The sequence below is a fragment of the Pseudomonas sp. NFACC56-3 genome (assembly GCF_900100025.1).
In the GTDB taxonomy this organism is placed as follows: domain Bacteria; phylum Pseudomonadota; class Gammaproteobacteria; order Pseudomonadales; family Pseudomonadaceae; genus Aquipseudomonas; species Aquipseudomonas fluorescens_AA.
In genome coordinates, this window is the sequence record NZ_FMTK01000018.1 from 14,372 (window position 1) to 37,204 (window position 22,833).

The 22,833-nt window shown below is 62.1% G+C and carries 22 protein-coding genes; 15 read left to right on the top strand and 7 right to left on the bottom strand.

Going from position 1 to position 22,833, the window contains the following annotated elements:
• The first annotated feature begins 197 nt into the window (after positions 1 to 197).
• From rfbB to BLO80_RS21230, 7 genes are all read left to right on the top strand, one after another.
• A complete protein-coding gene (rfbB, locus tag BLO80_RS21200) occupies positions 198 to 1,280 on the top strand; it encodes a dTDP-glucose 4,6-dehydratase (RefSeq protein ID WP_092330098.1) in 1,083 nt (360 codons plus the stop codon).
• Positions 1,277 to 2,152, top strand: coding sequence for a glucose-1-phosphate thymidylyltransferase RfbA (rfbA, locus tag BLO80_RS21205; protein ID WP_092330096.1), 876 nt, complete (start codon positions 1,277 to 1,279; stop codon positions 2,150 to 2,152). The genes rfbB and rfbA overlap by 4 nt, the downstream gene beginning before the upstream one ends.
• The gene (gene rfbC, locus BLO80_RS21210) at positions 2,149 to 2,694 is read left to right on the top strand and encodes a dTDP-4-dehydrorhamnose 3,5-epimerase (protein WP_092330095.1); all 546 of its coding nucleotides are present in this window, start codon (positions 2,149 to 2,151) and stop codon (positions 2,692 to 2,694) included. Before rfbA ends, rfbC begins: the two co-directional genes overlap by 4 nt.
• Positions 2,691 to 3,575: a dTDP-4-dehydrorhamnose reductase gene (gene rfbD / locus BLO80_RS21215; RefSeq protein WP_092330094.1), complete on the top strand. Its 885-nt coding sequence runs from the start codon at positions 2,691 to 2,693 to the stop codon at positions 3,573 to 3,575. Before rfbC ends, rfbD begins: the two co-directional genes overlap by 4 nt.
• Before the next feature lie 68 nt (positions 3,576 to 3,643).
• A complete protein-coding gene (locus tag BLO80_RS21220) occupies positions 3,644 to 5,452 on the top strand; it encodes a sensor histidine kinase (RefSeq protein ID WP_092330092.1) in 1,809 nt (602 codons plus the stop codon).
• Positions 5,449 to 6,840: a sigma-54-dependent transcriptional regulator gene (locus tag BLO80_RS21225; RefSeq protein ID WP_092330090.1), complete on the top strand. Its 1,392-nt coding sequence runs from the start codon at positions 5,449 to 5,451 to the stop codon at positions 6,838 to 6,840. Before BLO80_RS21220 ends, BLO80_RS21225 begins: the two co-directional genes overlap by 4 nt.
• Before the next feature lie 37 nt (positions 6,841 to 6,877).
• Positions 6,878 to 7,333 carry a YiiD C-terminal domain-containing protein gene (locus tag BLO80_RS21230; RefSeq protein ID WP_092330087.1) on the top strand — a complete coding sequence of 152 codons (456 nt, stop codon included), beginning with the start codon at positions 6,878 to 6,880 and terminating at the stop codon, positions 7,331 to 7,333.
• A 150-nt stretch (positions 7,334 to 7,483) separates the two neighbouring features.
• Here BLO80_RS21230 and cysQ read toward each other — a convergent pair whose 3' ends face one another.
• Together cysQ and nudE are read right to left on the bottom strand one after the other, a co-directional pair.
• The gene (gene cysQ, locus BLO80_RS21235; RefSeq protein WP_092330084.1) at positions 7,484 to 8,311 is read right to left on the bottom strand and encodes a 3'(2'),5'-bisphosphate nucleotidase CysQ; all 828 of its coding nucleotides are present in this window, start codon (positions 8,309 to 8,311) and stop codon (positions 7,484 to 7,486) included.
• Positions 8,308 to 8,874, bottom strand: a complete 567-nt coding sequence (gene nudE / locus BLO80_RS21240) for an ADP compounds hydrolase NudE (RefSeq protein WP_053117370.1) — start codon at positions 8,872 to 8,874, stop codon at positions 8,308 to 8,310. Before nudE ends, cysQ begins: the two co-directional genes overlap by 4 nt.
• A gap of 88 nt (positions 8,875 to 8,962) precedes the next feature.
• Here nudE and yrfG point away from each other — a divergent pair, with 88 nt between their 5' ends.
• Positions 8,963 to 9,625 carry a GMP/IMP nucleotidase gene (gene yrfG, locus BLO80_RS21245; protein WP_092330075.1) on the top strand — a complete coding sequence of 221 codons (663 nt, stop codon included), beginning with the start codon at positions 8,963 to 8,965 and terminating at the stop codon, positions 9,623 to 9,625.
• 111 nt (positions 9,626 to 9,736) lie between these two features.
• On the opposite strand, the gene lysM is transcribed toward yrfG, so the two are convergent.
• Positions 9,737 to 10,177, bottom strand: a complete 441-nt coding sequence (gene lysM, locus BLO80_RS21250) for a peptidoglycan-binding protein LysM (protein WP_092330074.1) — start codon at positions 10,175 to 10,177, stop codon at positions 9,737 to 9,739.
• 132 nt (positions 10,178 to 10,309) lie between these two features.
• On the opposite strand from lysM, the gene BLO80_RS21255 reads away from it, so the two are divergent.
• The 4 genes from BLO80_RS21255 to BLO80_RS21270 all read left to right on the top strand — a co-directional run bounded on the left by BLO80_RS21255 (position 10,310) and on the right by BLO80_RS21270 (position 15,236).
• Positions 10,310 to 11,197 carry a LysR family transcriptional regulator gene (locus BLO80_RS21255; RefSeq protein WP_092330072.1) on the top strand — a complete coding sequence of 296 codons (888 nt, stop codon included), beginning with the start codon at positions 10,310 to 10,312 and terminating at the stop codon, positions 11,195 to 11,197.
• A 93-nt stretch (positions 11,198 to 11,290) separates the two neighbouring features.
• Positions 11,291 to 12,130 carry a formate dehydrogenase accessory sulfurtransferase FdhD gene (gene fdhD / locus BLO80_RS21260; protein ID WP_092330070.1) on the top strand — a complete coding sequence of 280 codons (840 nt, stop codon included), beginning with the start codon at positions 11,291 to 11,293 and terminating at the stop codon, positions 12,128 to 12,130.
• Positions 12,127 to 14,475, top strand: a complete 2,349-nt coding sequence (locus tag BLO80_RS21265) for an FdhF/YdeP family oxidoreductase (RefSeq protein ID WP_092330067.1) — start codon at positions 12,127 to 12,129, stop codon at positions 14,473 to 14,475. The genes fdhD and BLO80_RS21265 overlap by 4 nt, the downstream gene beginning before the upstream one ends.
• A gap of 281 nt (positions 14,476 to 14,756) precedes the next feature.
• Positions 14,757 to 15,236 carry a glycine zipper domain-containing protein gene (locus tag BLO80_RS21270; RefSeq protein ID WP_092330064.1) on the top strand — a complete coding sequence of 160 codons (480 nt, stop codon included), beginning with the start codon at positions 14,757 to 14,759 and terminating at the stop codon, positions 15,234 to 15,236.
• A gap of 78 nt (positions 15,237 to 15,314) precedes the next feature.
• On the opposite strand, the gene BLO80_RS21275 is transcribed toward BLO80_RS21270, so the two are convergent.
• The 3 genes from BLO80_RS21275 to BLO80_RS21285 all read right to left on the bottom strand — a co-directional run bounded on the left by BLO80_RS21275 (position 15,315) and on the right by BLO80_RS21285 (position 19,043).
• Entirely contained in the window at positions 15,315 to 15,734 is a 420-nt protein-coding gene (locus BLO80_RS21275; protein WP_092330061.1) for an acyl-CoA thioesterase, read from the bottom strand.
• Between the two features lie 46 nt (positions 15,735 to 15,780).
• Positions 15,781 to 17,007 carry a 3-hydroxyacyl-CoA dehydrogenase gene (locus BLO80_RS21280; protein WP_092330055.1) on the bottom strand — a complete coding sequence of 409 codons (1,227 nt, stop codon included), beginning with the start codon at positions 17,005 to 17,007 and terminating at the stop codon, positions 15,781 to 15,783.
• Positions 17,008 to 17,114: 107 nt separating this feature from the next.
• A complete protein-coding gene (locus tag BLO80_RS21285) occupies positions 17,115 to 19,043 on the bottom strand; it encodes a RecQ family ATP-dependent DNA helicase (protein WP_092330053.1) in 1,929 nt (642 codons plus the stop codon).
• Positions 19,044 to 19,300: 257 nt separating this feature from the next.
• Between BLO80_RS21285 and BLO80_RS21290 the strand changes: the two genes are divergently transcribed.
• From BLO80_RS21290 to BLO80_RS21295, 3 genes are read left to right on the top strand one after another with little or no spacing between them, the layout of a single operon-like run.
• The gene (locus BLO80_RS21290; protein WP_092330052.1) at positions 19,301 to 20,365 is read left to right on the top strand and encodes a S8 family peptidase; all 1,065 of its coding nucleotides are present in this window, start codon (positions 19,301 to 19,303) and stop codon (positions 20,363 to 20,365) included.
• Between the two features lie 50 nt (positions 20,366 to 20,415).
• Positions 20,416 to 20,661, top strand: coding sequence for a hypothetical protein (locus BLO80_RS29580; RefSeq protein ID WP_139197086.1), 246 nt, complete (start codon positions 20,416 to 20,418; stop codon positions 20,659 to 20,661).
• Between the two features lie 47 nt (positions 20,662 to 20,708).
• Positions 20,709 to 21,062 (top strand): DUF1493 family protein, encoded by a 354-nt coding sequence (locus BLO80_RS21295; RefSeq protein WP_060739667.1) that lies wholly within the window; start codon positions 20,709 to 20,711, stop codon positions 21,060 to 21,062.
• Positions 21,063 to 21,138: 76 nt separating this feature from the next.
• Here BLO80_RS21295 and BLO80_RS21300 read toward each other — a convergent pair whose 3' ends face one another.
• A complete protein-coding gene (locus tag BLO80_RS21300; RefSeq protein ID WP_092330051.1) occupies positions 21,139 to 22,683 on the bottom strand; it encodes a phosphoenolpyruvate carboxykinase in 1,545 nt (514 codons plus the stop codon).
• Positions 22,684 to 22,833: the final 150 nt, after the last annotated feature.

A 22,833-nucleotide genomic window follows, 5' to 3' on the forward strand; every position in this document is an offset into this window, starting at 1 on the left:
TGGGGTGGTTTTGTTCGGATGCCTATCTCGCCACTGAGTCGGAGGATAAGCAACCCCTCTGTTCAAAAATATGCACAGCGCTCCTGAGGCAATGCATCGGGAGCGTGTGCCCGGGGGATATTCGCTTGCGCCGCTCCCGCCATGCCGACAAGCTATGCTCCTATGCTTTGTCGTCCCACGGAAAAAGGCTTAACCGGATGCGCATTCTCATCACTGGCGGTGCTGGCTTCATCGGCTCGGCGCTCATACGGCACTTGATTCTCGATACCGAGCACCAGGTCCTGAACCTCGACAAGCTGACGTACGCAGGCAATCTCGAATCGCTGAGCAGCATCGATCACGACAGCCGCTACGAATTCGTCCAGGCCGACATTGTCGATCAAGCGACCGTCAGTGCGGTGCTTGCGCGATTCAAGCCTGAGGCCGTCATGCACCTGGCGGCCGAATCCCATGTAGACCGCTCCATCGATGGCCCGGCAGACTTCATCCAGACCAACATAGTGGGCACCTACAGCCTGCTGGAAGCCACCCGCGCATATTGGCAGGCCCTGGCCGAGCCGCAGAAACGCGCGTTTCGCTTCCACCACATCTCCACCGACGAAGTGTATGGCGACTTGCACGGCGTGGATGACCTGTTCACCGAAACCACCGCTTACGCCCCAAGCTCACCGTATTCGGCGAGCAAGGCGGCGTCCGACCATCTGGTCCGCGCCTGGCAACGCACCTACGGCTTGCCCGTGCTGTTGACCAACTGCTCGAACAACTACGGGCCGTTTCACTTCCCCGAGAAGTTGATTCCCCTGGTGATTCTCAACGCGCTGGCCGGTAAACCGCTGCCGGTCTATGGCAACGGCCAGCAAGTACGCGACTGGCTGTTCGTCGAAGACCATGCCCGGGCGCTGCTCAAAGTCGTCACCCAGGGCGCGGTCGGCGAGACGTACAACATTGGCGGGCACAACGAGCAGAAAAACATCGACGTGGTGCGCAGCATCTGCGCGCTGCTCGAAGAGCTGGCGCCACGCAAACCCGAGGGCGTCGAGCACTATGCCGACCTGATCAGCTTCGTCCAGGATCGCCCCGGCCACGACCTGCGCTATGCCATCGACGCCAGCAAGATCGAACGGGAACTGGGCTGGGCACCTCGGGAAACCTTCGAGACCGGACTGCGCAAGACGGTGCAGTGGTACCTCGAGAACCTGCTGTGGTGCCAACGGGTCCAGGACGGCAGTTATCAGGGCGAGCGCCTGGGCTCGCTCGACAACAAGGATGCAATTGCATGATGAAAGGCATTGTCCTGGCCGGCGGTTCCGGCACCCGCCTGCACCCGATTACCCTCGGGGTTTCCAAGCAGCTGCTGCCGATTTATGACAAACCGATGATTTATTACCCGATCTCGGTGCTGATGCTCGCGGGCATCAAGGACATCCTGATCATTTCCACCCCCCAGGATCTGCCGCAATACCGCAACCTGTTGGGCGACGGCCAGCAGTTTGGCGTGCAATTCAGCTATGCCGAGCAGCCGTCGCCCGATGGCTTGGCCCAGGCGTTCCTGATCGGCGAACAGTTCATTGGCAGCGACTCGGTGTGCCTGATCCTGGGCGACAACATTTTCCACGGTCAGTATTTCGGCGAGCAATTGCAGACGGCCATCAACCGGCCAAGTGGCGCGACGGTGTTCGGCTACTGGGTCAAGGACCCCGAGCGATTTGGCGTGATCGACTTCGATTCGGAAGGGCGGGCGATGTCCATCGAAGAAAAACCCACTGCGCCTAAATCCAGCTACGCGGTGACCGGCCTGTACTTCTACGACAACGACGTGATCGAGATCGCCAAGTCCATCAAGCCATCCAAACGCGGCGAACTGGAAATCACCGACGTCAACAACGCCTATCTGCAACGCGGCGACCTGCACGTCGAGCGCTTCGGCCGCGGTTTCGCCTGGCTGGACACCGGCACCCACGACAGCCTGCTGGAAGCCTCGCAGTACGTGCAAACCATCGAACATCGCCAAGGCCTGAAAGTGGCGTGCCTCGAAGAAATTGCCTACCAGCAAGGTTGGGTCAGCCGCGAGCACATCCTTGAGCGCGCCCGGTATTTCGGCAAGACCGGCTACGGCCAGTACCTGTTCAAGATCGCCGGAGAAACACGTTGAACGTCATTGCCACCCGTCTGCCGGACATCCTGATCATCGAACCGAAAGTCTTCGGTGACGATCGGGGGTTTTTCTACGAAAGCTTCAATGCCCGGGCGTTTGCCGAGGCGACCGGCTGCACCCTGCCGTTCGTCCAGGACAACCACTCACGCTCCACCCGGGGCGTGTTGCGGGGCCTGCACTATCAAATCGAACAGACCCAGGGGAAACTCGTACGCGTCACTGCCGGGGAGGTGCTGGATATCGCGGTGGACATTCGTCGCGGCTCGCCGACCTTCGGCCAATGGGCAAGCGTTCGCCTGTCGGCGCAGAACCATCGGCAGCTGTGGGTGCCACCAGGGTTTGCCCACGGCTTCGTCGTGCTGAGCGAATCGGCGGACTTCCTCTACAAGACCACCGATTACTACTCACCTTCGGCCGAACGCTGCATTCGCTGGGACGATCCGCAACTGGCCATCGATTGGGAGCTGGAAGGCGCGCCGATCCTTTCGGCCAAGGACCAGAACGGCAAGGCCTTGCACGAGGCAGACCTGTTCCCATGAATCCCCCCCTGCGCATCCTGATCGTCGGCCGCAATGGCCAGGTTTCCCGGGCACTCCAGTCGCGCCTGAGCGGCATGGGCGAGTTGCTGGTACGCGGCAGCGACCAACTCGATCTGGCGCAACCGGACGCCCTGCGCGCGCCCATCGAGGCCCTGAGCCCCGACCTGATCATCAATGCCGCCGCCCACACGGCCGTCGACCAGGCCGAGAGCGAACCGGAACGGGCGTTTGCCATCAATGCCACGGCACCGGGCATCCTGGCCCAGGCAGCGCTCGACCTGGGCATCCCGTTGATTCACTACTCCACCGACTACGTCTTCGATGGCCTCAAGCCCGCCCCCTACACCGAGGACGACACCCCCAACCCCCTGAGTGTCTACGGGCGCAGCAAACTGGCCGGCGAACATGCTATTCGCCAGGTTGGCGGCCAGCACCTGATCCTGCGCACCAGTTGGGTGTACTCCACCGAAGGACGCAATTTCCTGCTGACCATGCAACGCCTGTTGCAGGAAAAACCGCAACTGCGGGTGGTGGCCGATCAGATTGGCGCACCGACCTGGGCGGGCACCATTGCCGACAGCACCGCCCAACTGATCGAGCGCTGGCAGGCCGCTCAACCCGGAGCCTGGGGCACCTATCACCTGACGGCCCGGGGCGAGACGTCCTGGTTCGGTTTCGCCCAGGCCATCGGCGAAAACCTGCTCGAGCGACACAAGCCGTGTGCACTGCTGGAGCCCATTGCGTCCAGCGCTTACCCGACGCCGGCCCCTCGACCGCTGAACTCGCGCCTGGACTGCAGCCGCCTGCTCAAGGAATGGACGGTGAGCCAACCCGGCTGGCGAGACGCGTTGCAGCAGTGTCTTGCCGGACAAGCCTGGTAAGGCCTTACAAATAGTATTTGCGGGGCAACTAGGCATAATACGCCTGTCACCACAGGCGCCCGATGCCCATGAACTCCACCCTTCCCCGCAGACCCCGTTGGCGCAGCCTGGCCTTGCTTGCGCTGTGCCTGGCGCCGTTGTTGTGGCCGCTCGAGCACCTGGCCGAACGTTATTACCGTAGCGAACTGGCCGGACAGAACCGTCAGACCCTCGACCTCTACGTCGCCAACCTGTTGGGCACGCTGCACCGCTATGAGGTGCTGCCACAGATTCTCGGCGACCTGCCGGCCTTGCGCGCCGTCTTGTCGACCCCGGACGACGGCGTGAGCCAAGGCAACGCCAACCGGCTGCTGAAAAACATCAGTGCCCAGACCGGCGCGGAAGTCATGTACCTGATGGACCCTACCGGCAAGACCCTGGCGGCGTCGAACTGGGACAAGCACGACAGTTTCGTCGGGCGCAACTTCGCCTTCCGTCCGTACTTCATCGAAGCCATGGCCGGGCGCCTGGGGCGCTTCTTCGGCTTGGGTACCACGTCGGCCAAGCGCGGTTATTTCTTCGCCGCCGCCGTGCACGACCGCGAAAAAGTCATCGGCGTGCTGGTGGTCAAGGTCGACCTCGACCACACCGAAAGCCTGTGGGGCAAGACCCCGGAACAGTTGCTGGTGACTGACCATAATGGCGTGGTCATCCTCACGTCGCGCCAGGAATGGCGATTTCGCGCGACTCGACCGCTAAGTGATGACGAGCGCCAGGCCATCAGCGCGGTACAGCCTTATCCGACCCGCGACCCCAAGCCGCTGAACCTGGATGCCAACGCCTGGCTGACCCAGACCCAATCCATCGAAGAAACCGGCTGGAGCGTGAGCATTCTCGCCCCGCGCACGCTGATCGACCGGCCGGTGCGCACCGTGGTCGCCATCGGCGGCGCGGCATTGCTGGTCTTGATGCTGTTGCTCGGGTTGATGATGCAACGCCGGCGCCATTATCTGGATCGGATCGCCTTCGAAGCCAAGGCCCGTCACGAGCTGGAGGGGCGGGTGGCCGAACGGACCAGCGACCTGGAAGGCCTGAACCGGCGACTGCGCCAGGAGGTGCTGGAGCGCGAGCAGGCCCAGCAGGAGTTGGTCCGTGCCCAGGATGACCTGGTGCAAGCCGGCAAGCTGTCGGCCCTGGGCACCATGTCGGCGAGCATCAGCCACGAACTCAACCAGCCGCTGGCGGCGATTCGCAGCTACGCGGAAAACGCCGAGATATTGCTCGACCACCAACGCACCGAGGATGCCCGCGGCAACCTCAAGCTGATCAGCGAACTGACCGGGCGCATGGCATCGATCATCGCCCACTTGCGCGCCTTTGCCCGGCGCGATCGCCACGCCCCGGAAAGCGTCGCCCTGCAACCGGCGCTGGACGATGCCCTGGCGCTGCTCGCCAAACGCCGGCGCAGCATGGAAGTGGAACTGATCCGCGACTTGCCGGCCGCCACGTTGTGGGTCGAGGCCGGCGAAACCCGCCTGCGCCAGGTGCTCGGCAACCTTTTGGCCAACGCCCTCGACGCCCTCACGGAAAAAGGCCCGCCACGCAAACTCTGGCTCAGCGCCCAGGCCACCGACACCGGCGTCAACCTGTACATCCGCGATAACGGCCCGGGGTTTTGCATGGAAGCCTTGGGGCGCGCCGGTGAGCCCTTCTACACCACCAAGACGCGCACCCAGGGCCTTGGCCTGGGGCTGGCGATCTGCGACACCCTGATGCGCGCCTTCGGCGGCGAACTGTCGTTCGCCAACCACAAGGAAGGCGGCGCCCTGATCACCCTGAAGCTGCGCGCCGGCGCGCCCGGGGTGAGCCTGCAACCGTCCGAGGACCGAAGTGTATGACCATCGATAACCGGATTGAGGTGGTGCTGATCGATGACGATCCCCATCTACGTCAGGCCTTGAGCCAGACCCTCGACCTGGCCGGCCTGAAGATCCTGCCCCTGGCCGAAGCCAAGGGCGTGGCCGGGCAACTGCCCCGTGACTGGCCGGGGGTGGTGGTCAGTGATATTCGCATGCCGGGCATGGACGGCCTCGAACTGCTGGGCGAACTCCACGCCCAGGACCCGGAACTGCCGGTGCTGCTGATCACCGGCCACGGCGACGTGCCGCTGGCGGTGCAAGCGATGCGCGCCGGGGCCTACGACTTCCTGGAAAAACCTTTTGCCAGCGATCATCTGCTCGACAGCGTGCGCCGGGCCCTGGCCTTGCGCCGCCTGGTGCTGGACAACCGCAGCCTGCGCCTGGCCCTGAGCGATCGCCACGAACTCAGCGCCCGCCTGGTCGGCCAATCGGCTCCGATGCTGCGCCTGCGCGAGCAGATCGGGGCACTGGCCGCCACCCGCGCCGACGTGTTGATCCTCGGTGAAACCGGCGCTGGCAAGGAAGTGGTCGCCCGTGCCCTGCACGACCTCTCAAGCCGACGCAATGGCCCCTTCGTGGCGATCAACGCCGGAGCCCTGGCCGAGTCGGTGGTGGAAAGCGAGCTGTTCGGCCACGAACCCGGTGCTTTTACCGGTGCGCAGAAACGCCGTATCGGCAAGTTCGAGTTCGCCAACGGTGGCACGCTGTTTCTGGATGAAATCGAAAGCATGAGCCTGGATGTCCAGGTCAAGCTACTGCGCCTGCTGCAAGAGCGCATGGTGGAACGACTGGGGGGCAATCAACAGATCCCGCTGGATATCCGCGTCATCGCCGCGACCAAGGAAGACCTGCGCCAGGCCGCCGACCAGGGACGTTTCCGCGCCGACCTGTATTACCGCCTGAACGTCGCGCCGCTGCGCATACCGCCGTTGCGGGAACGGGGCGAGGATGCGCTCATGCTATTCCAGCATTTCACCAACGAAGCCAGTGCTCGCCATGGCCTGCCGCCCCATGAATTGCAACCGGCGCAACGGGCGTTGCTGCTGCGCCACAGCTGGCCGGGCAATGTCCGGGAGCTGCAGAACGCCGCCGAACGCTTTGCCCTGGGACTGGAACTGGCCCTGGACAACAGCGCGCCAGACGGCAGCCCCGGCGCACCGGTGGAACTGGTCAGCGGCGGCTTGAGCGAGCAAGTGGAAAACTTCGAGAAAACCCTGATCGCCGCCGAACTGGCCCGTCCCCACAGCTCGGTGCGCAGCCTGGCCGAAGCCCTGGGCATCCCCCGCAAGACCCTGCACGACAAGTTGCGCAAGCATGGCCTGACCTTCGGCGACAGCAGCCAGGGTTCGGCCGATGAGTCCGATTGAATTATCGTCATTTCCCCGTCAAGCAAGAGGCCCCGCAATGAACCGCGACAGCCGTTACCTGGAATCGATCCTGCACCACGACATCCCCTTGACCCGGGACATGGGCCTCAAGGTGCTCGATTGGCAGGCCCGGCAACTGCGCCTGTTCTTGCCGCTGGCGGCCAACGTCAACCACAAGAGCACCATGTTCGGTGGCAGCCTGTATTGCGGCGCCGTACTGGGTGGCTGGGGCTGGCTGCACCTGGCCCTGCGTGAGGAAGGCATCGAAGACGGGCATATCGTGATTCAGGAAGGGCAGATCAGCTATCCGCTGCCAGTGACCCGCGATGCGACGGTTGTCTGCGATGCGCCCGAGGAAAAGCTGTGCCAACGCTTCCTGGCCACGTATCGGCGCTATGGCCGGGCGCGGCTGGCGTTGCAGACACAGGTGATGAACGTGGGAAGCGATGAAATCGCGGTGCAATTCGAGGGGCAATACGTGTTGCACCGCTGAAACACCGCCGGCCCCTGTGGCGAGGTACCGCTTTGTGGGAGCAAGGCTTGCCCGCGATGGAGGCGCTGCGGTCTTTCAGAAATCGAGGCGCCTGTATCGCGAGCAAGCTTTGCTCCCACAATCCCCTCGCCACAAGGGATCGAGCCAGACTTAAGAGCGAGCCAGCTCCAACAGCTTCCCACGCCACGCCGCCTTGGCCGGCAACGCCAGGAATGACGTATTCAACAGCGACTCCCGCGGTGGATAGCAGAACGCTTCGCCGCTCAAGTCCAACACCTCGCCCCCCGCCCCTTCCAGCACACCCTGGGCGGCGGCGGTGTCCCACTGGGAGGTCGGCGCCAGCCGGGGATAACAATCCGCCGCGCCTTCAGCCACCAGGCAAAACTTCAACGAACTGCCAATGCTGGTCAGTTGCAGCTCGCCCAGGCTCTCGCTCAAGCCCTCCAGCAGGCGTTCCTGCGCCGGGCTGGTGTGCCGGCGACTGGCGACCACGGTGAACGTTTCGCCCGGCGCCAATGCATCACGAACCGCGATAGGCAAAGGCACACCGCCCTTGTCGCCACGCCAGGCACCCAACCCTGCGCCGCCGACGTAAAAGCGTCCATTGGTCGGCATCGATACCACACCGAAGACCACGCGGTCCTGTTCCACCAAGGCGATATTGACGGTGAATTCCTCGCTGCCGGAGATGAATTCCTTGGTGCCATCCAACGGGTCCACCAGCCACCAGCGTTGCCAGCCGGCGCGCACGCTTTGGGCAATATCGGCATCCTCTTCGGAGAGGATCGGAATATCCGGGGCCAGCGCCGTCAATCCGGCCACGATCACATCATGAGCCGCCATGTCCGCGGCAGTCACCGGCGACTCGTCGGCCTTACGGTCGACCTGCACGTTGGCGCGCCAGAACGGCAGGATCGCTTCACCGGCCTGGAGCGCCAGCTCGACTACGGGGGCCATCAACGGATGAGGGAAAGTCATGACAGGAACGCTCCACGCTGGGCCAGCAGGTCACGGGCCAGGTACAGCGCCGCCAAGGCCCGGCCCTCGGTGAATTGCGGATTCTGCGCCAGGGCCGAGAGCTCACGCAGGTTGACCTTGTCCACCCCCATCGGCTCGGGCTCGTCGCCCTCCAGCCGTTCTTCATACAGATCGGTGGCCAGCACCACCTGGATCTTCTGGCTCATGTAGCCAGGGGACAGCGACAACTCGGTCAGGTGTTCCAACTGTCGCGCGCCGAAGCCAGCTTCTTCCTTGAGCTCCCGCTCGGCCGCCGCCAACACGTCTTCCCCTGGCTCGATCAAGCCCTTGGGCAGGGACAGTTCGTAGGCATCGGTGCCACCGCAATACTCTTCCACCAGCACCGCGTGGTCGGCATCGAGCATCGCCACGATCATCACCGCGCCGTAGCCCGCCCCCTTGCTCGCCAGACGCTCATAGGTACGCTCTACGCCGTTGGAAAAGCGCAATTTCAGTTCTTCCACACAGAACAGGCGGCTGGTAGCGACGATCCGGCGATCGAGTATGGTGGGTTTCTGGCGCATAAACGGCTCCCTGGGCGATAGCAGGCTACTATACCCGGCCTATTCTGATTGTTTGTGTCGGATATCCGATTACCGCTGGAGAAGTTTTATGGCCTCGTTGCCCTGGCATGAGATCGATACGGTTCTGCTGGACATGGACGGCACTCTGTTGGACCTGCATTACGACAACCATTTCTGGCTCGAACACCTGCCCCAGCGCTATGCCGAACTGCATGGCGTGAGCCGGGCGATGGCCGAGATGGAGCTGCAACCCCTGTTCGAGCGCAACGCCGGCCAGTTGCAGTGGTATTGCTTGGATTTCTGGAGCACTGAGCTGAAGTTGCCGGTGCGCGAACTGAAGTTGGAAACCGCCCACTTGATCGCCTTGCGCCCGGACGCCGATACGTTCCTGGCGGCAATCCAGCGGGCCGGCAAACGCGTGGTGATGATCACCAATGCCCACCGCGATTCGTTGTCCTTGAAGCTGGAACGCATCGAACTGGCCCCCTACTTCGAACGCTTGATCAGTTCCCACGACTACGGTTTCCCCAAGGAGAATCCGCAATTCTGGGACGCGCTGCAAGCCGACCTGAATTTCGACCCGGCCCGCAGCCTGTTCATCGACGACACCCTGCCGGTGCTGCGCAGCGCCCGGGACTTCGGCGTGGCGCACCTGCTGGCGGTCAGCGAGCCGGACAGTCGCAAGGGGCCGAAGGATACGGGGGAGTTCGAGGCGTTGGGGGATTATCGGGACTTGATTGCCGGGCTTTGAACCGCGCCGTATTCATCGCGAGCAAGCTCGCTCCCACATTGGTTTCGCGACGAACCAAGAACCCCTGTGGGAGCGAGCTTGCTCGCGATGAAGGCAACACAGGCCTGAAAGTTACTCGGGAATACGCAACACCTGTCCCGGATAGATCTTGTCCGGATGCGACAGCATTGGCTTGTTGGCTTCGAAGATTTTGTTGTACTTGTTCGCATCGCCGTATTCGGCCTTGGAGATGGCGCTGAGGGTGTCGCCTTTCTTCACCGTCACGAAACGCGCCGCCTTGGCCACCGGGCCCGTCACGGTGATCTGGTCGTCGACACTGCCGACACCGGCGATGTTACCCACCGCCAACAGGATCTTTTCCTTCTCTTCCTGGCTCGCGACTTCACCGGTGACGATGACTTTGTCGCCCTCGACGGTCGCCTGAACGTTCGGATTGCCCAGGCCGACCTTTTCAATGTGCTCTTTCAGTTGTTCGCTGGCATTGGCATTGCCGGGGGTCAGCAGGTCGATCAGCTTTTCACCGGCTTCCTTCACAAAACTAAAGATACTCATGGCACACGCTCCTTGATTAAATGTCCAGACGCAAAGACTAGACCAGGCGAGACGAACCCGGTTCCCAGCCGACCAATGACCCCGCCACGCGCAAGCGCTAGAATCCGAATCTTCCCGCGCCCTGGAGCGAAGATGGACATCAAGCAGCTGAAATTTCTCATCGCGCTGGACGAAACCCGTCACTTCGGCCAGGCCGCCGCACGCTGCCATATCACCCAGCCGACGCTGTCGATGCGTCTGCGCAGCCTGGAAGAAGAACTCGACCTGCCGCTGGTCAACCGCGGCCAGCGCTTTGAAGGTTTCACCGCGCCGGGAGAACGGGTGCTGGCCTGGGCACGCACGGTGCTGGCGGCCTATGACGGGCTGCAGGCCGAAGCGGCGGCCTGTCGGGGCAACCTGGTGGGTACGCTGCGCCTGGGGGTGGTGCCGTTGTCGGACTTCGACCCGCTGGCGATGATGCAGCGCTTGCACGCCGAGCACCCCAGCCTGCGTTTCGAATTGTCGTCCCTGAGCTCCGAACGCATCCTCGAACAGTTGGCGAACAACCGCATCGACCTGGGCATTTCCTACCTGGAACGCCTGGACAACGAACGCTTCGAGGCCCTGCCCTTCAGCCCCACCCGCATGGGCTTGCTTTACGACCAGCGTTATTTCTTTTTCGGTGAACAACCGCTGAGCTGGGAGGCATTGATCGAATTGCCCCTGGGCATGCTCACCAGCGGCATGCATTTTCGCCAGTCCATCGACCACAACTTCCACAGCCGGGGTCTAACCCCACAACCGCTGTTGCAAACCGACGCGGTGCATCAATTGTTACAAGCTGTGCACGGCGGACTGTGTTGCGCGGTGATGCCCCTGGACAGCGGCCTGGACGTGCTGACCGAAGACTTGCGCATCCAGCCCATTGAAAGCGCGCAAACACTGGTCTCGCTGGGCCTGATCATGCGACGCGGCGCCCCCCGCTCGGCGTTGGCAGAGGCCTGTTTTGCCCTCTACCAGAAATCAGCGACGACTTCTTGATCGACGTTATCTATTGAAAGATCAGTAATAGCGATTAGACGTGGCAGATTGCCGCATTTAGTCTTAACACTATTCCTACTTTCAGTGATGCCCATGAACGACAAGCCTCCGGTCAGTCCAGCGCCAGCGATGGAAACATCCACGCCGGTCGCCAGCCAGAGCTATGGCTACTGCAATCTGGACCACTCCCAATCGGACAGCACCGCGCTGGCCGAGGAAGTGGCGCTGGCGATTGCCTATAACGGCATCAGCCAGGCAGTCATGCTAGTCACTCCCACCGACCTGGAAGACTTCATCGTCGGTTTCAGCCTCGGCAGCGGCATCATCGAAGATTCATCGGACATCTATGACCTGCAACTGAGCGGCACGGGTGCCGCGCACTATGCCCAGGTGACCATCGCCAACCGCGCCTTCTGGAACCTCAAGCAGCAACGCCGGCAGTTGGCGGGCACCAGTGGCTGCGGATTGTGCGGCGTGGAAGCGGTGGAACAGGCCTTGCCAAACCTCAAGGTGCTGCCCGGCGCACCACTGCCCGCGGCGCAATGGCTCGATGGCCTGCGTGACCGTATCAGCCAGTTCCAGCCCCTGGGCCGACATTGCGGCGCGGTCCATGCGGCGTTGTTCATGAACGCCCAGGGTGAATTGCTGCTGGGCCGCGAAGACATTGGCCGGCACAACGCCCTCGACAAGCTGATCGGCGCATTGATCCGACAACAGGTTCCGGTGGCCGGTGGCGTGGCGATCGTCACCAGCCGTTGCAGCCTCGAACTGATCCAGAAAGTACTGCGCGCCGGCATCCAGACCCTGGTCAGCCTGTCGTCGCCCACGGGCCTCGCCGTGCAGTGGGCCCGCCAACACAACCTCAACCTCATCCACCTGCCGCAAAAAAGTGCGCCGCGGGTCTACAGCCCTGCGATGGAGAAACAAGCGTGAGCAATCATCAACAAGCCGACCAGAAACCCATACCGCGTTACAAGCCTTACAAGGGCCCGGCCGGTGGTTGGGGTGCGCTGATCAGTGTCGCTCAGGCCTGGTTGACCAGCGACAACGCGCTGAAGAACATCCGCATGATGCTCAAGACCAACCAGAATGGCGGTTTTGACTGCCCTGGCTGCGCCTGGGGCGACTCTCCCGAAAGCGGTATGGTCAAGTTCTGCGAGAACGGCGCCAAGGCCGTGAACTGGGAAGCCACCAAGCGCCGCGTCGACGGTGCGTTTTTCGCCAAGCACAGCGTGACCTCGCTGCTGGAGCAGAGCGATTACTGGCTCGAATACCAGGGTCGCCTGACCGAACCCATGCGCTACGACGCCGACACCGACCGCTACAAGCCCATCAGCTGGGAAGCGGCGTTCGCCCTGATCGGCAAGCACCTGCAAGGGCTGTCCAGCCCCAGCCAGGCCGAGTTCTATACGTCGGGCCGGGCCAGCAACGAAGCGGCCTACCTGTATCAACTGTTCGTGCGCGCCTACGGCACCAACAACTTCCCCGACTGCTCGAACATGTGCCACGAAGCCAGCGGCGTAGCCCTGGCCCAGAGCGTGGGCGTGGGCAAGGGCACGGTGACGTTCGACGACTTCGAGCACGCCGACGCGATTTTCGTCTGGGGCCAGAACCCTGGCACCAATCATCCAAGGATGCTCGAACCGCTGCGTGAAGCAGTGAAGCGCGGCGCCCAGGTGGTGTGCATCAACCCGCTCAAGGAGCGTGGTCTGGAGCGTTTCCAGCATCCGCAACACCCGCTCGAAATGCTCACCAACGGTGACAAGCCAACCAATACCGCGTATTTCCGCCCGGCCCTGGGTGGCGACATGGCGATCTTGCGCGGCATGGCCAAGTTTCTGCTGCAATGGGAGCGTGAGGCGCAGAACAGCGGCGCGGCGTCGGTATTCGACCACACGTTCATCAATGAACACAGCACCAACGTGCTGGATTACCTGGCGGCGGTCGACGATACGCCGTGGGAACAGATCGTCGAGCAATCGGGCTTGACCTTGGTCGAAATCGAGCAGGCGGCGCGCATGTACGCCAAAAGCGAGAACGTGATCATGTGCTGGGCGATGGGCATCACCCAGCACCGCCATTCGGTGGCGACCATCCAGGAAATCGCCAACGTGATGATGTTGCGCGGCAACATTGGCCGGCCAGGCGCAGGCTTGTGCCCGGTCCGCGGCCACAGCAACGTGCAGGGCGACCGGACCATGGGCATCAACGAGCGTCCGCCGGTGGCATTCCTCGACGCCCTGGAGCGGCGCTTCCAGTTCAAGGTACCGCGAGAAAATGGCCACAACGTGGTCGAGGCGATCCACGCCATGGCCGACGGCCAGGCGAAGGTGTTCATCGCCCTGGGCGGCAACTTCGCCCAAGCCACGCCGGACAGCCAGCGGACCTTCCAGGCCTTGGCCAATTGCGACCTGACGGTACAGATCAGTACCAAGCTCAACCGCAGCCACCTGGCTCATGGCAAGGACGCATTGATCCTGCCGTGCCTGGGCCGCACCGACATCGACCTGCAAACCGAAGGCGCGCAAGCGGTGACCGTGGAAGACTCCTTCAGCATGGTGCATGCCTCATACGGCCAGTTGCAGCCGCTGTCGAACCAGATGCGCTCCGAACCGTGGATCATCGCCGGCATCGCCGCCGCCACGCTGGGTAGCCGTCCGGTGGACTGGAACTGGCTGGTGGCCGACTACAGTCGCATCCGCGACCTGATCGCCGATACCGTCCCCGGTTTCAAGGACTTCAATGAAAAACTGAAGAACCCTGGCGGATTCTATCTGGGCAACAGCGCCGGTTCGCGACGCTGGAACACCCCATCGGGCCGCGCCAACTTCAAGTCCAACCGGCTGCCGAGCGACCTTGTGCATGAACGCACCCGTGCCACCGGCCAGTTGCCCGACCTGATCATGCAGTCCATGCGCTCCCACGATCAGTACAACACCACCATCTATGGCCTCGATGACCGCTATCGCGGCGTCAAGGGCCAGCGTGACGTGTTATTCGCCAACGAAGCGGACATCATTCGCCTGGGCTTCAAGCCGGGGCAGAAAGCCGACATCGTCTCGCTCTGGGATGACGGTCGCGAACGTCGGGTCAAGGGTTTTACCCTGCTGGCGTTCGACATTCCGGCCGGGCAGGCCGCGGCCTACTACCCTGAAGTGAACCCGTTGGTGCCGCTGGAAAGCACAGGCGACGGCAGCCACACCCCGACCTCGAAATTCGTCGCGATCCGCCTGGAAGCGGCGAGCGAAAATGGACTGATCCTGGCCAAGTCGGCCTGACATACAGTTCATTGGCGAGGCGATTGGATTGTGTGGAAGCAAGCTTTGCTCCCACACAGCTCGCCCCCATGAGCGTACTTTTCGAGCGCCCACAAAAAAGGCCGTTTTCCCTAGAAAACGGCCTGTCCGAAGTAGCTAAAGACCGGCCAATTTGCGTTAAGTTCCGACCGTAAAACAATAACTTAGAGAATTGTGCACAAGTCGTGTTACTCGTCGGATTTCGATTGTAAGCAAGCGAAGCGAGCCTCAGGATCGCGCCGTCATCCCTTTGAGGCTCCTCTATGAAGTTCTCCTCCATTCTCTTGTTGTCCCTTAGCCTGACCAGCGGCATCGCTTGCGCCGGTGGTACTGCCGAAGCAGGTGTGGGCGGCGCATTGGGCGGGGTTTTGGGTTCGGTCGTCGGCCAGTCCCTGGGCGGCAACACCGGTTCCACTATCGGCGCGGCGCTGGGCGGTGCGGGCGGTAGTGCGGTCGGCGCAGACAAACACAGCCGCGGCGAAGCGGCGATCGGCGGCGCGCTGGGCGCGGCCGGCGGCAACGTGGTCGGCCGTAGCGTCGGTGGCAGCACCGGCAGCCTGATCGGTGCGGCGGCGGGCGGTGGCGCGGGTGGCGCCCTGGGTAACTACATGGGCAAGGACGATGACGATGACCGTCGTTATGATGATCGCCGTGGTGATCGCCGCTACTACCGTGACGGCCACCCAGGTCGCGGCCATGCCTATGGGCACCGCAAAAAACATCATCGCCACTACCGCGACTAACGGCGGATCGATACCAGCCGTTGAAGATCGCAGCCTCCGACAGCGCCCAGCGCTGGCAGGAGGCTGCGATTTTTTGTTTCAGACCACCAACCGCTCCAACGCCCCACGTAGCCGATCCGGAATCGCCACCGGTCGATTCGACGCCCGATCCACGAATACGTGAACAAAACGCCCCGCCGCACACGCCTCCTCCTCGCCCGCCTTGAACACCGCCAGCTCATATTGCACCGAACTGCTGCCCAACTTGCCCACCCGCAGGCCGATTTCAATCCGGTCTGGAAAGGCGATCGAGGCGAAGTAGTCGCAGGCCGAACTCACCACGAACCCCACCACGTCTCCATCATGGATATCCAGGCCGCCGACTTCGATCAGGTAGGTATTCACAGCGGTATCGAAAAAGCTGTAGTAGGTGACGTTGTTGACGTGACCGTACACATCGTTGTCGTGCCAGCGCGTGGTGATGGGCTGCAAGTGTGGGTATTCGTTGCGTTGGGGCATCAGGTGTCCTTCATGGTTGTTCAATGGTCTTGACGTGGCACGGGGCTCAGGCCTGCGCGAATCCCTTGCCCTGCGCCGCCAGCTCGCCGATCAGACGCGCGGGTTTCCACTGGTCGCCCTGCTTCGTTTCGAGCTCCAGCAGGCGTGCGTGGATGGTTTCCAGCCCCTGCCCGTCGGCCCAGGCCATCGGCCCGCCCTTGTCCGCAGGGAAGCCGTAGCCGTTGAGGTAGACCAGGTCGATCGCGTGGGCCGACTCGGCAATGCCTTCCTGCAAGATCTTCGCCCCCTCATTGACCAGCGCCAGCAAGCAGCGCTCGAGGATTTCCTCCGGGCCGATTTCGCGACGCTGGAAACCCAGCGCCTCACTGACCCGCAACACCAGGGCATCGACTTCGACATCATGCTCGGCCTGTCGACTGCCCGGCTCGTAGTGATAATACCCATTGCCGCTTTTCTGGCCGAACCGCCCCAGCTCGCACAGACGATTGTCCACCTGCACTTCGGGCGCATCCTGGCCCTTGCCCGCCAGCTCACGGGCGCGCCACTCCAGGTCGATGCCAACGACGTCGTACATGCGAAACGGCCCCATGGCGAAACCGAAGCCTTGCAACGCCGCATCCACCTGATGGGGGAACGCCCCCTCCAGCAACATCTTGCGCGCTTCCAGCACATACGGATGAAGCATCCGGTTGCCGATGAAGCCGTGGCAGTTGCCTGATATCACGCTGACCTTGCCCATGCGCTGGCCCAGCGCCAGGGCCGCATCCAGCACCGCTTTGGAGGTTTGTGCGCCGCGAACGATCTCCAGCAGCTTCATGATGTGCGCCGGGCTGAAGAAATGCAGGCCCAGGACTTGGGCTGGCCTGTGGGTGACGGCGGCGATGGCATCGATGTCCAGCGCCGACGTGTTGCTCGCCAGGATGGCCTCGGGTTTGAGCAGACCGTCCAGCTCGCGAAAGATGGTCTGTTTGAGCTCCAGGTTTTCGTAGACCGCTTCGATCACCAGGTCCACATCACGGATCGCCGCGTAATCATCCGCCCGTGTCACCCTGGCGATCCGCGCATCTGCCTCACCCTGGTCGATACGGCCCTGGCGCACACCATGGGCATAGGTCTCGGCCACGGCAACCAGTGCCTGCTCGAGCATCTGCGGATTGTTGTCGACCCACTGCACCGCCACGCCGGCGTTGGCCAGGCACATCACGATGCCCCGTCCCATGGTGCCTGCACCGACCACCGCGGCGCTCTGAATGTCGAAAGGTGTCTGGCTCATGTTGGCTCTCTTGTTGGCGATCCGAAGACAGCCTTCACCTTAGTCAGGCGCCGAATGTTTTTGAAATTTATTCGTGTGATGAAGGGCATTCAGCGGATGGATGCAGCTCACAGATGCGCTTGAGTCCACTGGCGAACTTCCGCGTATGGATACGCTTCCAGCGCGGCATACCCAGGAATCTTCCGTGCCTTCAATCGGGTGAACAGCGGCACACTGATCCCGCACAGGAAGCGGGTGAGGCGCTCGGCAGATGGCACGCTGCCGCTGTGCTGCTCATGCTTGTGGATAAAATCGCCACACAACGCCTCGAAGCTTTTATCCACAAGCGCCGGCAGCGCAGGCGGCTCCGGCAGGCGAGCGATCTGCCCATGGCACACCGAACAATGACCACACGGGTGTGGCGCACTGTCGTCGCCGAAATACTGCGCCAAGCGATGACCCAGGCAACGGTCGGTGGCGAACAGTTCGAGCATGGCGTGGATCCGTGCGATTTCACCGTGTTCGTGCCGGGTGAAATAGGCATGCAGCTCGGCACTCAAGGCCTGCACATCCAAATCCGCTTCCAGCACGCTGTACCCCTCGGTCATCTGCTTGCTTTCCAGCTCGATCCAGCCCTTCTCCTGGAAATAATCCAGCGCCTTGACCACTCGATTACGCTCAGCGTGGTACTGCCGGTGCATCCCGTCGAAATCCACCGTGGCCCAGCTCCGGGCGCGACTGGAGGTCTGGATGATGGCCGCGACGAAGTCCCTGCGCTCACCTTCGAAGCGCTCCAGCAGCTCCTGCGGCTCGATCAGGAACTTGAAACGATACTCCGCGAAATAGGCATAGCGCGGCGCGATCAGCCGGCGCAGCTCCAACTGGACCAACAACGTCTTGAGTGGCAGTTGCCGGATGTTGCTCTGGTCCGCCAGCGGACCCAGCAAGAACTCCCATTGCCCATCGGCGGCGGCCGCCTTCAGTTCATCGAGCACGCAAGCAATGCCTGCGAGTTCCGGCGTATCGCCGTACACAAAGTTCTCCAGCACGTTGAGGCTGTCGCGGTTGGCCAGCACCAGGCAATCGGACGGCTGCCCATCGCGCCCGGCCCGACCGATTTCCTGGCTGTAGTTTTCAATGGACTTGGGCAGGTCGAAATGCACCACGTTGCGGATGTCGCTCTTGTCGATGCCCATGCCGAAAGCGATGGTGGCGACAATGCAATTGGATTGCCCGTCCATGAATCGCCGCTGGATGGCTTCCCGTTGCTCATGGGGCAAACCAGCGTGATAGGCCTCGGCCTCGATACCGTGCTGGCTCAGGTATTCGGCGATCTGCTCGGCGGTTCGCTGCAAGGTGACGTAGACGATGCTCGGCTGCCCGACGCGCGCGCCCAACCACTGCACCAGCCGTGCGCGCTTGGCGACACCCGGCACGGGTTCGACCAACAGATTGAGGTTAGGTCGGTAGAACCCGGTCGTCACCACATCAGCGGCGGCAATGGCGAACTTCGCCTGCATGTCGGCGATGACCTTGGGCGTGGCGGTGGCCGTCAGCAGCAATACCTGGGGAATATTGAACTGGTGCTGGTAATCGGGAAGCTTGAGGTAGTCAGGTCGGAAGTTATGCCCCCACTCCGAAATACAGTGGGCCTCGTCCACCACCAGCAACGAAATCGGCACCTGCTGCAGGAAATTGCGAAAGCGCTCGTTCTTCAGGCGCTCCACGGAGATCATCAGGATCTTCAACTCGCCCGAACGGGCCCGCGCCATGGCGTCGTTGGCTTCGTCACGGCTCTGGGCCGAATCGATACTGGCCGCCGCAATGCCGTAGCGCTTGAGGAACGCCAACTGGTCCTGCATCAACGCCAGCAGTGGCGAAACCACCAGGGTCAGGTGCGGCAAGAGCAGGGCCGGCAATTGATAACACAGGGACTTGCCCGAGCCGGTGGGGAAGATGGCTGCCGCCGACCGACCGGCCAGTATGGCGCCGATGGCCGCCTCCTGACCGGGACGAAACTGTGGATAACCGAAAACCTGTTCCAGGGTGCTGTGCATGCGCGGTCGCTCCTTTGACTGCTGCGAGACCCAAAGCCTAGCGGGACAACGCAGCGCGTCGAGAAAAGGTCGGGGGTAAAAACGATACTGGATGATACAGCGTCGAGCGCCTTTGCCTTGCCACGAGCGGATACAAATCCGGGCAATTTGATGTCTCGTCCCGACTTCGCCACCACGGTAAGGTGCGCCGACAACTCATGCTGTACGTCAAGGCCAGGAAGGCTGACGCTCGATTTCAATTCTTCAAGGAACGAACCATGCCACACCCATTTTCCGCTCTACGCGCGCTGACGATCACGTCGGCCTCATTGCTCGCCGGTTGCTTGACCGTCCCCGATCCACCCGGCGTGGACCCTGCCCAGTTCGAAACCCCGGAGTATCACGCTCAACAAGGCTTGGCCGTCATCAAGGCATCAGCGCTCTACGCTCGTGGCAGGACTGGCCAGGATGTTGTCGTGGCGTTGATCGACTCGGGGCTCAACGCCAGCCTCGAGGAGTTCGAGGGCAGACTGGATGATCCTGGGTTCGACCATGTCGAAGACCGTCCCGGCACCGTTGACCGCATCGGTCATGGCACGCAGATGGCCGGTATTCTCGCCGCCAACAAGGACGACCGGGGCATGCACGGCATCGCGTTCAATGCGCGGTTGATCCCCTTTCGCTTTGGCGACGACAACGAGCCGTTTTTCTTCGACAGCGAAATCGCCCGGTCCTGGCAAAGTGGTTTTGACAAGGGTGCCCGGCTGTTCAACAACTCGTGGGCCAACGCCATTCCCGCCACCGAGATCAATGAAGCGCGCTACAACCAGGTGATGCCCGACTCCCTGGCCGTCGCTCGAAAACTGGTCGCGAACGGCGCCGTATTGGTCTTCCCCACCGGTAACGAACTCAAGCGCGAGCCCCTGGCCGAGCCAGGACTGCCGGTCGCATTGCCAGAACTGGAAAAAGGCTGGATCGCAGTGGTGGCGTTGAAGAACGACGGCAGCGCCATCAACGGCAAATCCAACTATTGCGGCGTCGCAGCCGCCTGGTGCATCGCCGTTCCCGGCGGCGACGCCGGTGCACAGGCCGGCCTGCTCACCGTTGGCAAGGACGGCCGCTATGTGCAGACCGCTGGCACATCTCCCGCCGCCGCGTTGGTCAGTGGCGCACTGGCGGCGCTACAAAGCCTTCACCCGCAACTCAGCCCGCAGCAGATACGCGAACATCTGCTGGCGACAGCCAACCGCACAGGTATCTACGCCAACAGCGAAGCCTATGGCAGAGGATTGATGGACCTTGAGGCCGCCGCACTACGCATGCCTGAACAGATGGCTGACTGAACCCAACCCTTATCGCTCGCGAGCCTGGCAGCAATCGACTCGCGATACCCATGAACACTTTGCGCCTGCCCCACCAACGCCAGGACGCCCGCGGTTCGCAGCTTGAAAAAGGAAATAACCATGTTGCACAAACTGAACCTACCTACCGTCCTGATGCTGTCCCTACTACTGGGCGGATGCATGAAATTCCCCGACGACCCGCCAATCCTCGCGACGGTCAAAACCGCAATCGCGACGCCTGCGATTTCTTGATTGCAGCGTTCTTCTTTTTCCAACGGGCAACGATTTCCCCCTAAACTTTCCACCGGTACAGACGCACTTCTTTTATTCTGGACATTTCATCATGCACCTTGCGCCAGACTTCCCCGATGACCATGCCATGCGCCAACTCATGGAACTGCTCCATGAAGAAATCGGCCTGCCTGAACGCAAGACGATTCGCCTGGGCACTGCGATCAATCTCGACTTGGGTTGCGATGGCGCGGACGCCCGACACCTGATGGAGGCACTGGAGGAGCGGTTCGCCATCGAGCTCATCGACTACGACGCCTACCGCTATTTCCAACCGGAAGGGTTCGATGTATTTCAAAAGCGCAGGGCCAAGGGACGGGGGAACAAGCTGCCACTGACCATCGGCATGCTTTACAAGGCGATCAAGGCGCAGCGATGGGATACGCGGGAAGTGGAAGAGGCCTAGCTGATCGGCGCACCTCAAATAGCCGTCCACAAAAAACCGCCCATGAAGGGCGGTTTTTTCATTCACCAACCAAGCCTTACAGCTGCGGACCTGCAGCCTTGATCGCGTCGCTCACGTCGAACTTCTTGAAGTTCTCGGTGAACAGACCGGCCAGCGCCTTGGCTGCTTCGTCGTAGGCGGCTTTGTCGGCCCAGGTGTTGCGTGGGTTCAACAGGCCAGTCTCGACGCCTGGCACAGCCAGCGGCACGTCCAGGTTGATGATGTCCAGGTGTTCGGTTTCAGCACCGATCAGCGCGCCGCTCTGGATCGCCGCGATCACCGCACGGGTGGTCGGGATGTTGAAGCGCTTGCCGACGCCGTAGCCGCCACCGGTCCAGCCGGTGTTGACCAGGTAGACCTTGGAGCCGAAACCACGGATGCGCTTGATCAGCAGCTCAGCGTACTCACCGGCCGGACGCGGGAAGAACGGGGCGCCGAAGCAGGTGGAGAAGGTCGACTTGATGCCGCTGCCCGAACCCATTTCGGTCGAGCCCACCAGTGCGGTGTAGCCGGACAGGAAATGGTAGGCGGCTTGTTCTTCGCTGAGGATCGACACCGGCGGCAGTACGCCGGTCAGGTCGCAGGTCAGGAAGATCACGGCGTTTGGCTCGCCACCGAGGTTTTTCGGTGCGCGTTTTTCGATCAGCTCACGCGGGTACGCAGCGCGGCTGTTCTGGGTCAGGCTGTCGTCGGCGTAGTCGGCTTTCTTGGTGACCGGGTCCAGAACGACGTTTTCCAGTACCGCGCCGTGCTGGATGGCTTTCCAGATCACCGGCTCGTTCTTCTCGGACAGGTCGATGCATTTGGCGTAGCAGCCGCCTTCGATGTTGAAGACCACGCCCACGCCCCAACCGTGTTCGTCGTCACCGATCAGGTAACGGCTTTCATCGGCGGACAAGGTGGTCTTGCCGGTGCCCGATAGGCCGAAGAACAGAGTTACATCGCCCTCTTCGCCCATGTTCGCGGCGCAGTGCATCGGCAGCACATCAACGGCTGGCAGCAGGAAGTTCTGCACGGAGAACAGGGCTTTCTTCATTTCACCGGCGTAGCGCATGCCGGCGATCAGCACTTTCTTGGCCGCAAAATTGATGATCACGGTGCCGTCGGAGTTGGTGCCGTCGCGCTCAGGCTCGCAAACGAAATTCGGCGCGTTGAGGATCTGCCATTCATCCTTGCCACCGGCGTTGTATTGCTCGGGGTTGATGAACAGGCAGCGGCCGAACAGGTTGTGCCACGCCGTCTCGGTGGTCATCTTGACCGGCAGGTAGTGCGCAGGATCGGAGCCTACATGCACATGGGAGACAAAACGCTCGCGCTCGCCCAGGTAGGCTTCGACGCGGTTCCACAGGGCATCGAACTTGTCGGCCGGGAACTTGCGGTTGATCGGGCCCCAGGCGATGGCGTCCTGGGTGGTTGGCTCTTCCACAATGAAACGGTCGACTGGCGAGCGACCGGTACGATGACCGGTGCGGACAACCAGCGCGCCAGTATCGGCAAGCTCGCCTTCACCGCGACTCAGGGCTTCTTTGACCAGATCATCGACACTCAGATCGGTGTACACGGCGTTATTGGCTTGCGTCATGAGATTCCCCGTCGGCCCGTGGCCGAGTGCTCCAAACGTTTTGTAGTAGGAAGTCGCGCACTACTACCCGAAAAAAGTGGGCCGGATTATGCCAGAAAAGCCCAAAAAAAGTAGGGCCCTCCTGTCAGTACGGCGTAAATCCGGCGTTTG

Excerpts from the sequence above, each read along its gene's own strand:
- BLO80_RS29580 (WP_139197086.1), top strand. The coding sequence starts at position 20,416 with ATGAACACTTTGCGCCTGCCCCACCAACGCCAGGACGCCCGCGGTTCG.
- BLO80_RS21270 (WP_092330064.1), top strand. The coding sequence starts at position 14,757 with ATGAAGTTCTCCTCCATTCTCTTGTTGTCCCTTAGCCTGACCAGCGGC.
- fdhD (WP_092330070.1), top strand. The coding sequence starts at position 11,291 with ATGAACGACAAGCCTCCGGTCAGTCCAGCGCCAGCGATGGAAACATCC.
- yrfG (WP_092330075.1), top strand. The coding sequence starts at position 8,963 with ATGGCCTCGTTGCCCTGGCATGAGATCGATACGGTTCTGCTGGACATG.
- BLO80_RS21275 (WP_092330061.1), bottom strand. The coding sequence starts at position 15,734 with ATGCCCCAACGCAACGAATACCCACACTTGCAGCCCATCACCACGCGC.
- lysM (WP_092330074.1), bottom strand. The coding sequence starts at position 10,177 with ATGAGTATCTTTAGTTTTGTGAAGGAAGCCGGTGAAAAGCTGATCGAC.
- cysQ (WP_092330084.1), bottom strand. The coding sequence starts at position 8,311 with ATGACTTTCCCTCATCCGTTGATGGCCCCCGTAGTCGAGCTGGCGCTC.
- BLO80_RS21285 (WP_092330053.1), bottom strand. The coding sequence starts at position 19,043 with ATGCACAGCACCCTGGAACAGGTTTTCGGTTATCCACAGTTTCGTCCC.
- BLO80_RS21255 (WP_092330072.1), top strand. The coding sequence starts at position 10,310 with ATGGACATCAAGCAGCTGAAATTTCTCATCGCGCTGGACGAAACCCGT.
- BLO80_RS21225 (WP_092330090.1), top strand. The coding sequence starts at position 5,449 with ATGACCATCGATAACCGGATTGAGGTGGTGCTGATCGATGACGATCCC.
- BLO80_RS21220 (WP_092330092.1), top strand. The coding sequence starts at position 3,644 with ATGAACTCCACCCTTCCCCGCAGACCCCGTTGGCGCAGCCTGGCCTTG.
- BLO80_RS21290 (WP_092330052.1), top strand. The coding sequence starts at position 19,301 with ATGCCACACCCATTTTCCGCTCTACGCGCGCTGACGATCACGTCGGCC.
- BLO80_RS21280 (WP_092330055.1), bottom strand. The coding sequence starts at position 17,007 with ATGAGCCAGACACCTTTCGACATTCAGAGCGCCGCGGTGGTCGGTGCA.
- rfbD (WP_092330094.1), top strand. The coding sequence starts at position 2,691 with ATGAATCCCCCCCTGCGCATCCTGATCGTCGGCCGCAATGGCCAGGTT.
- BLO80_RS21295 (WP_060739667.1), top strand. The coding sequence starts at position 20,709 with ATGCACCTTGCGCCAGACTTCCCCGATGACCATGCCATGCGCCAACTC.
- rfbA (WP_092330096.1), top strand. The coding sequence starts at position 1,277 with ATGATGAAAGGCATTGTCCTGGCCGGCGGTTCCGGCACCCGCCTGCAC.
- BLO80_RS21230 (WP_092330087.1), top strand. The coding sequence starts at position 6,878 with ATGAACCGCGACAGCCGTTACCTGGAATCGATCCTGCACCACGACATC.
- nudE (WP_053117370.1), bottom strand. The coding sequence starts at position 8,874 with ATGCGCCAGAAACCCACCATACTCGATCGCCGGATCGTCGCTACCAGC.
- rfbB (WP_092330098.1), top strand. The coding sequence starts at position 198 with ATGCGCATTCTCATCACTGGCGGTGCTGGCTTCATCGGCTCGGCGCTC.
- BLO80_RS21300 (WP_092330051.1), bottom strand. The coding sequence starts at position 22,683 with ATGACGCAAGCCAATAACGCCGTGTACACCGATCTGAGTGTCGATGAT.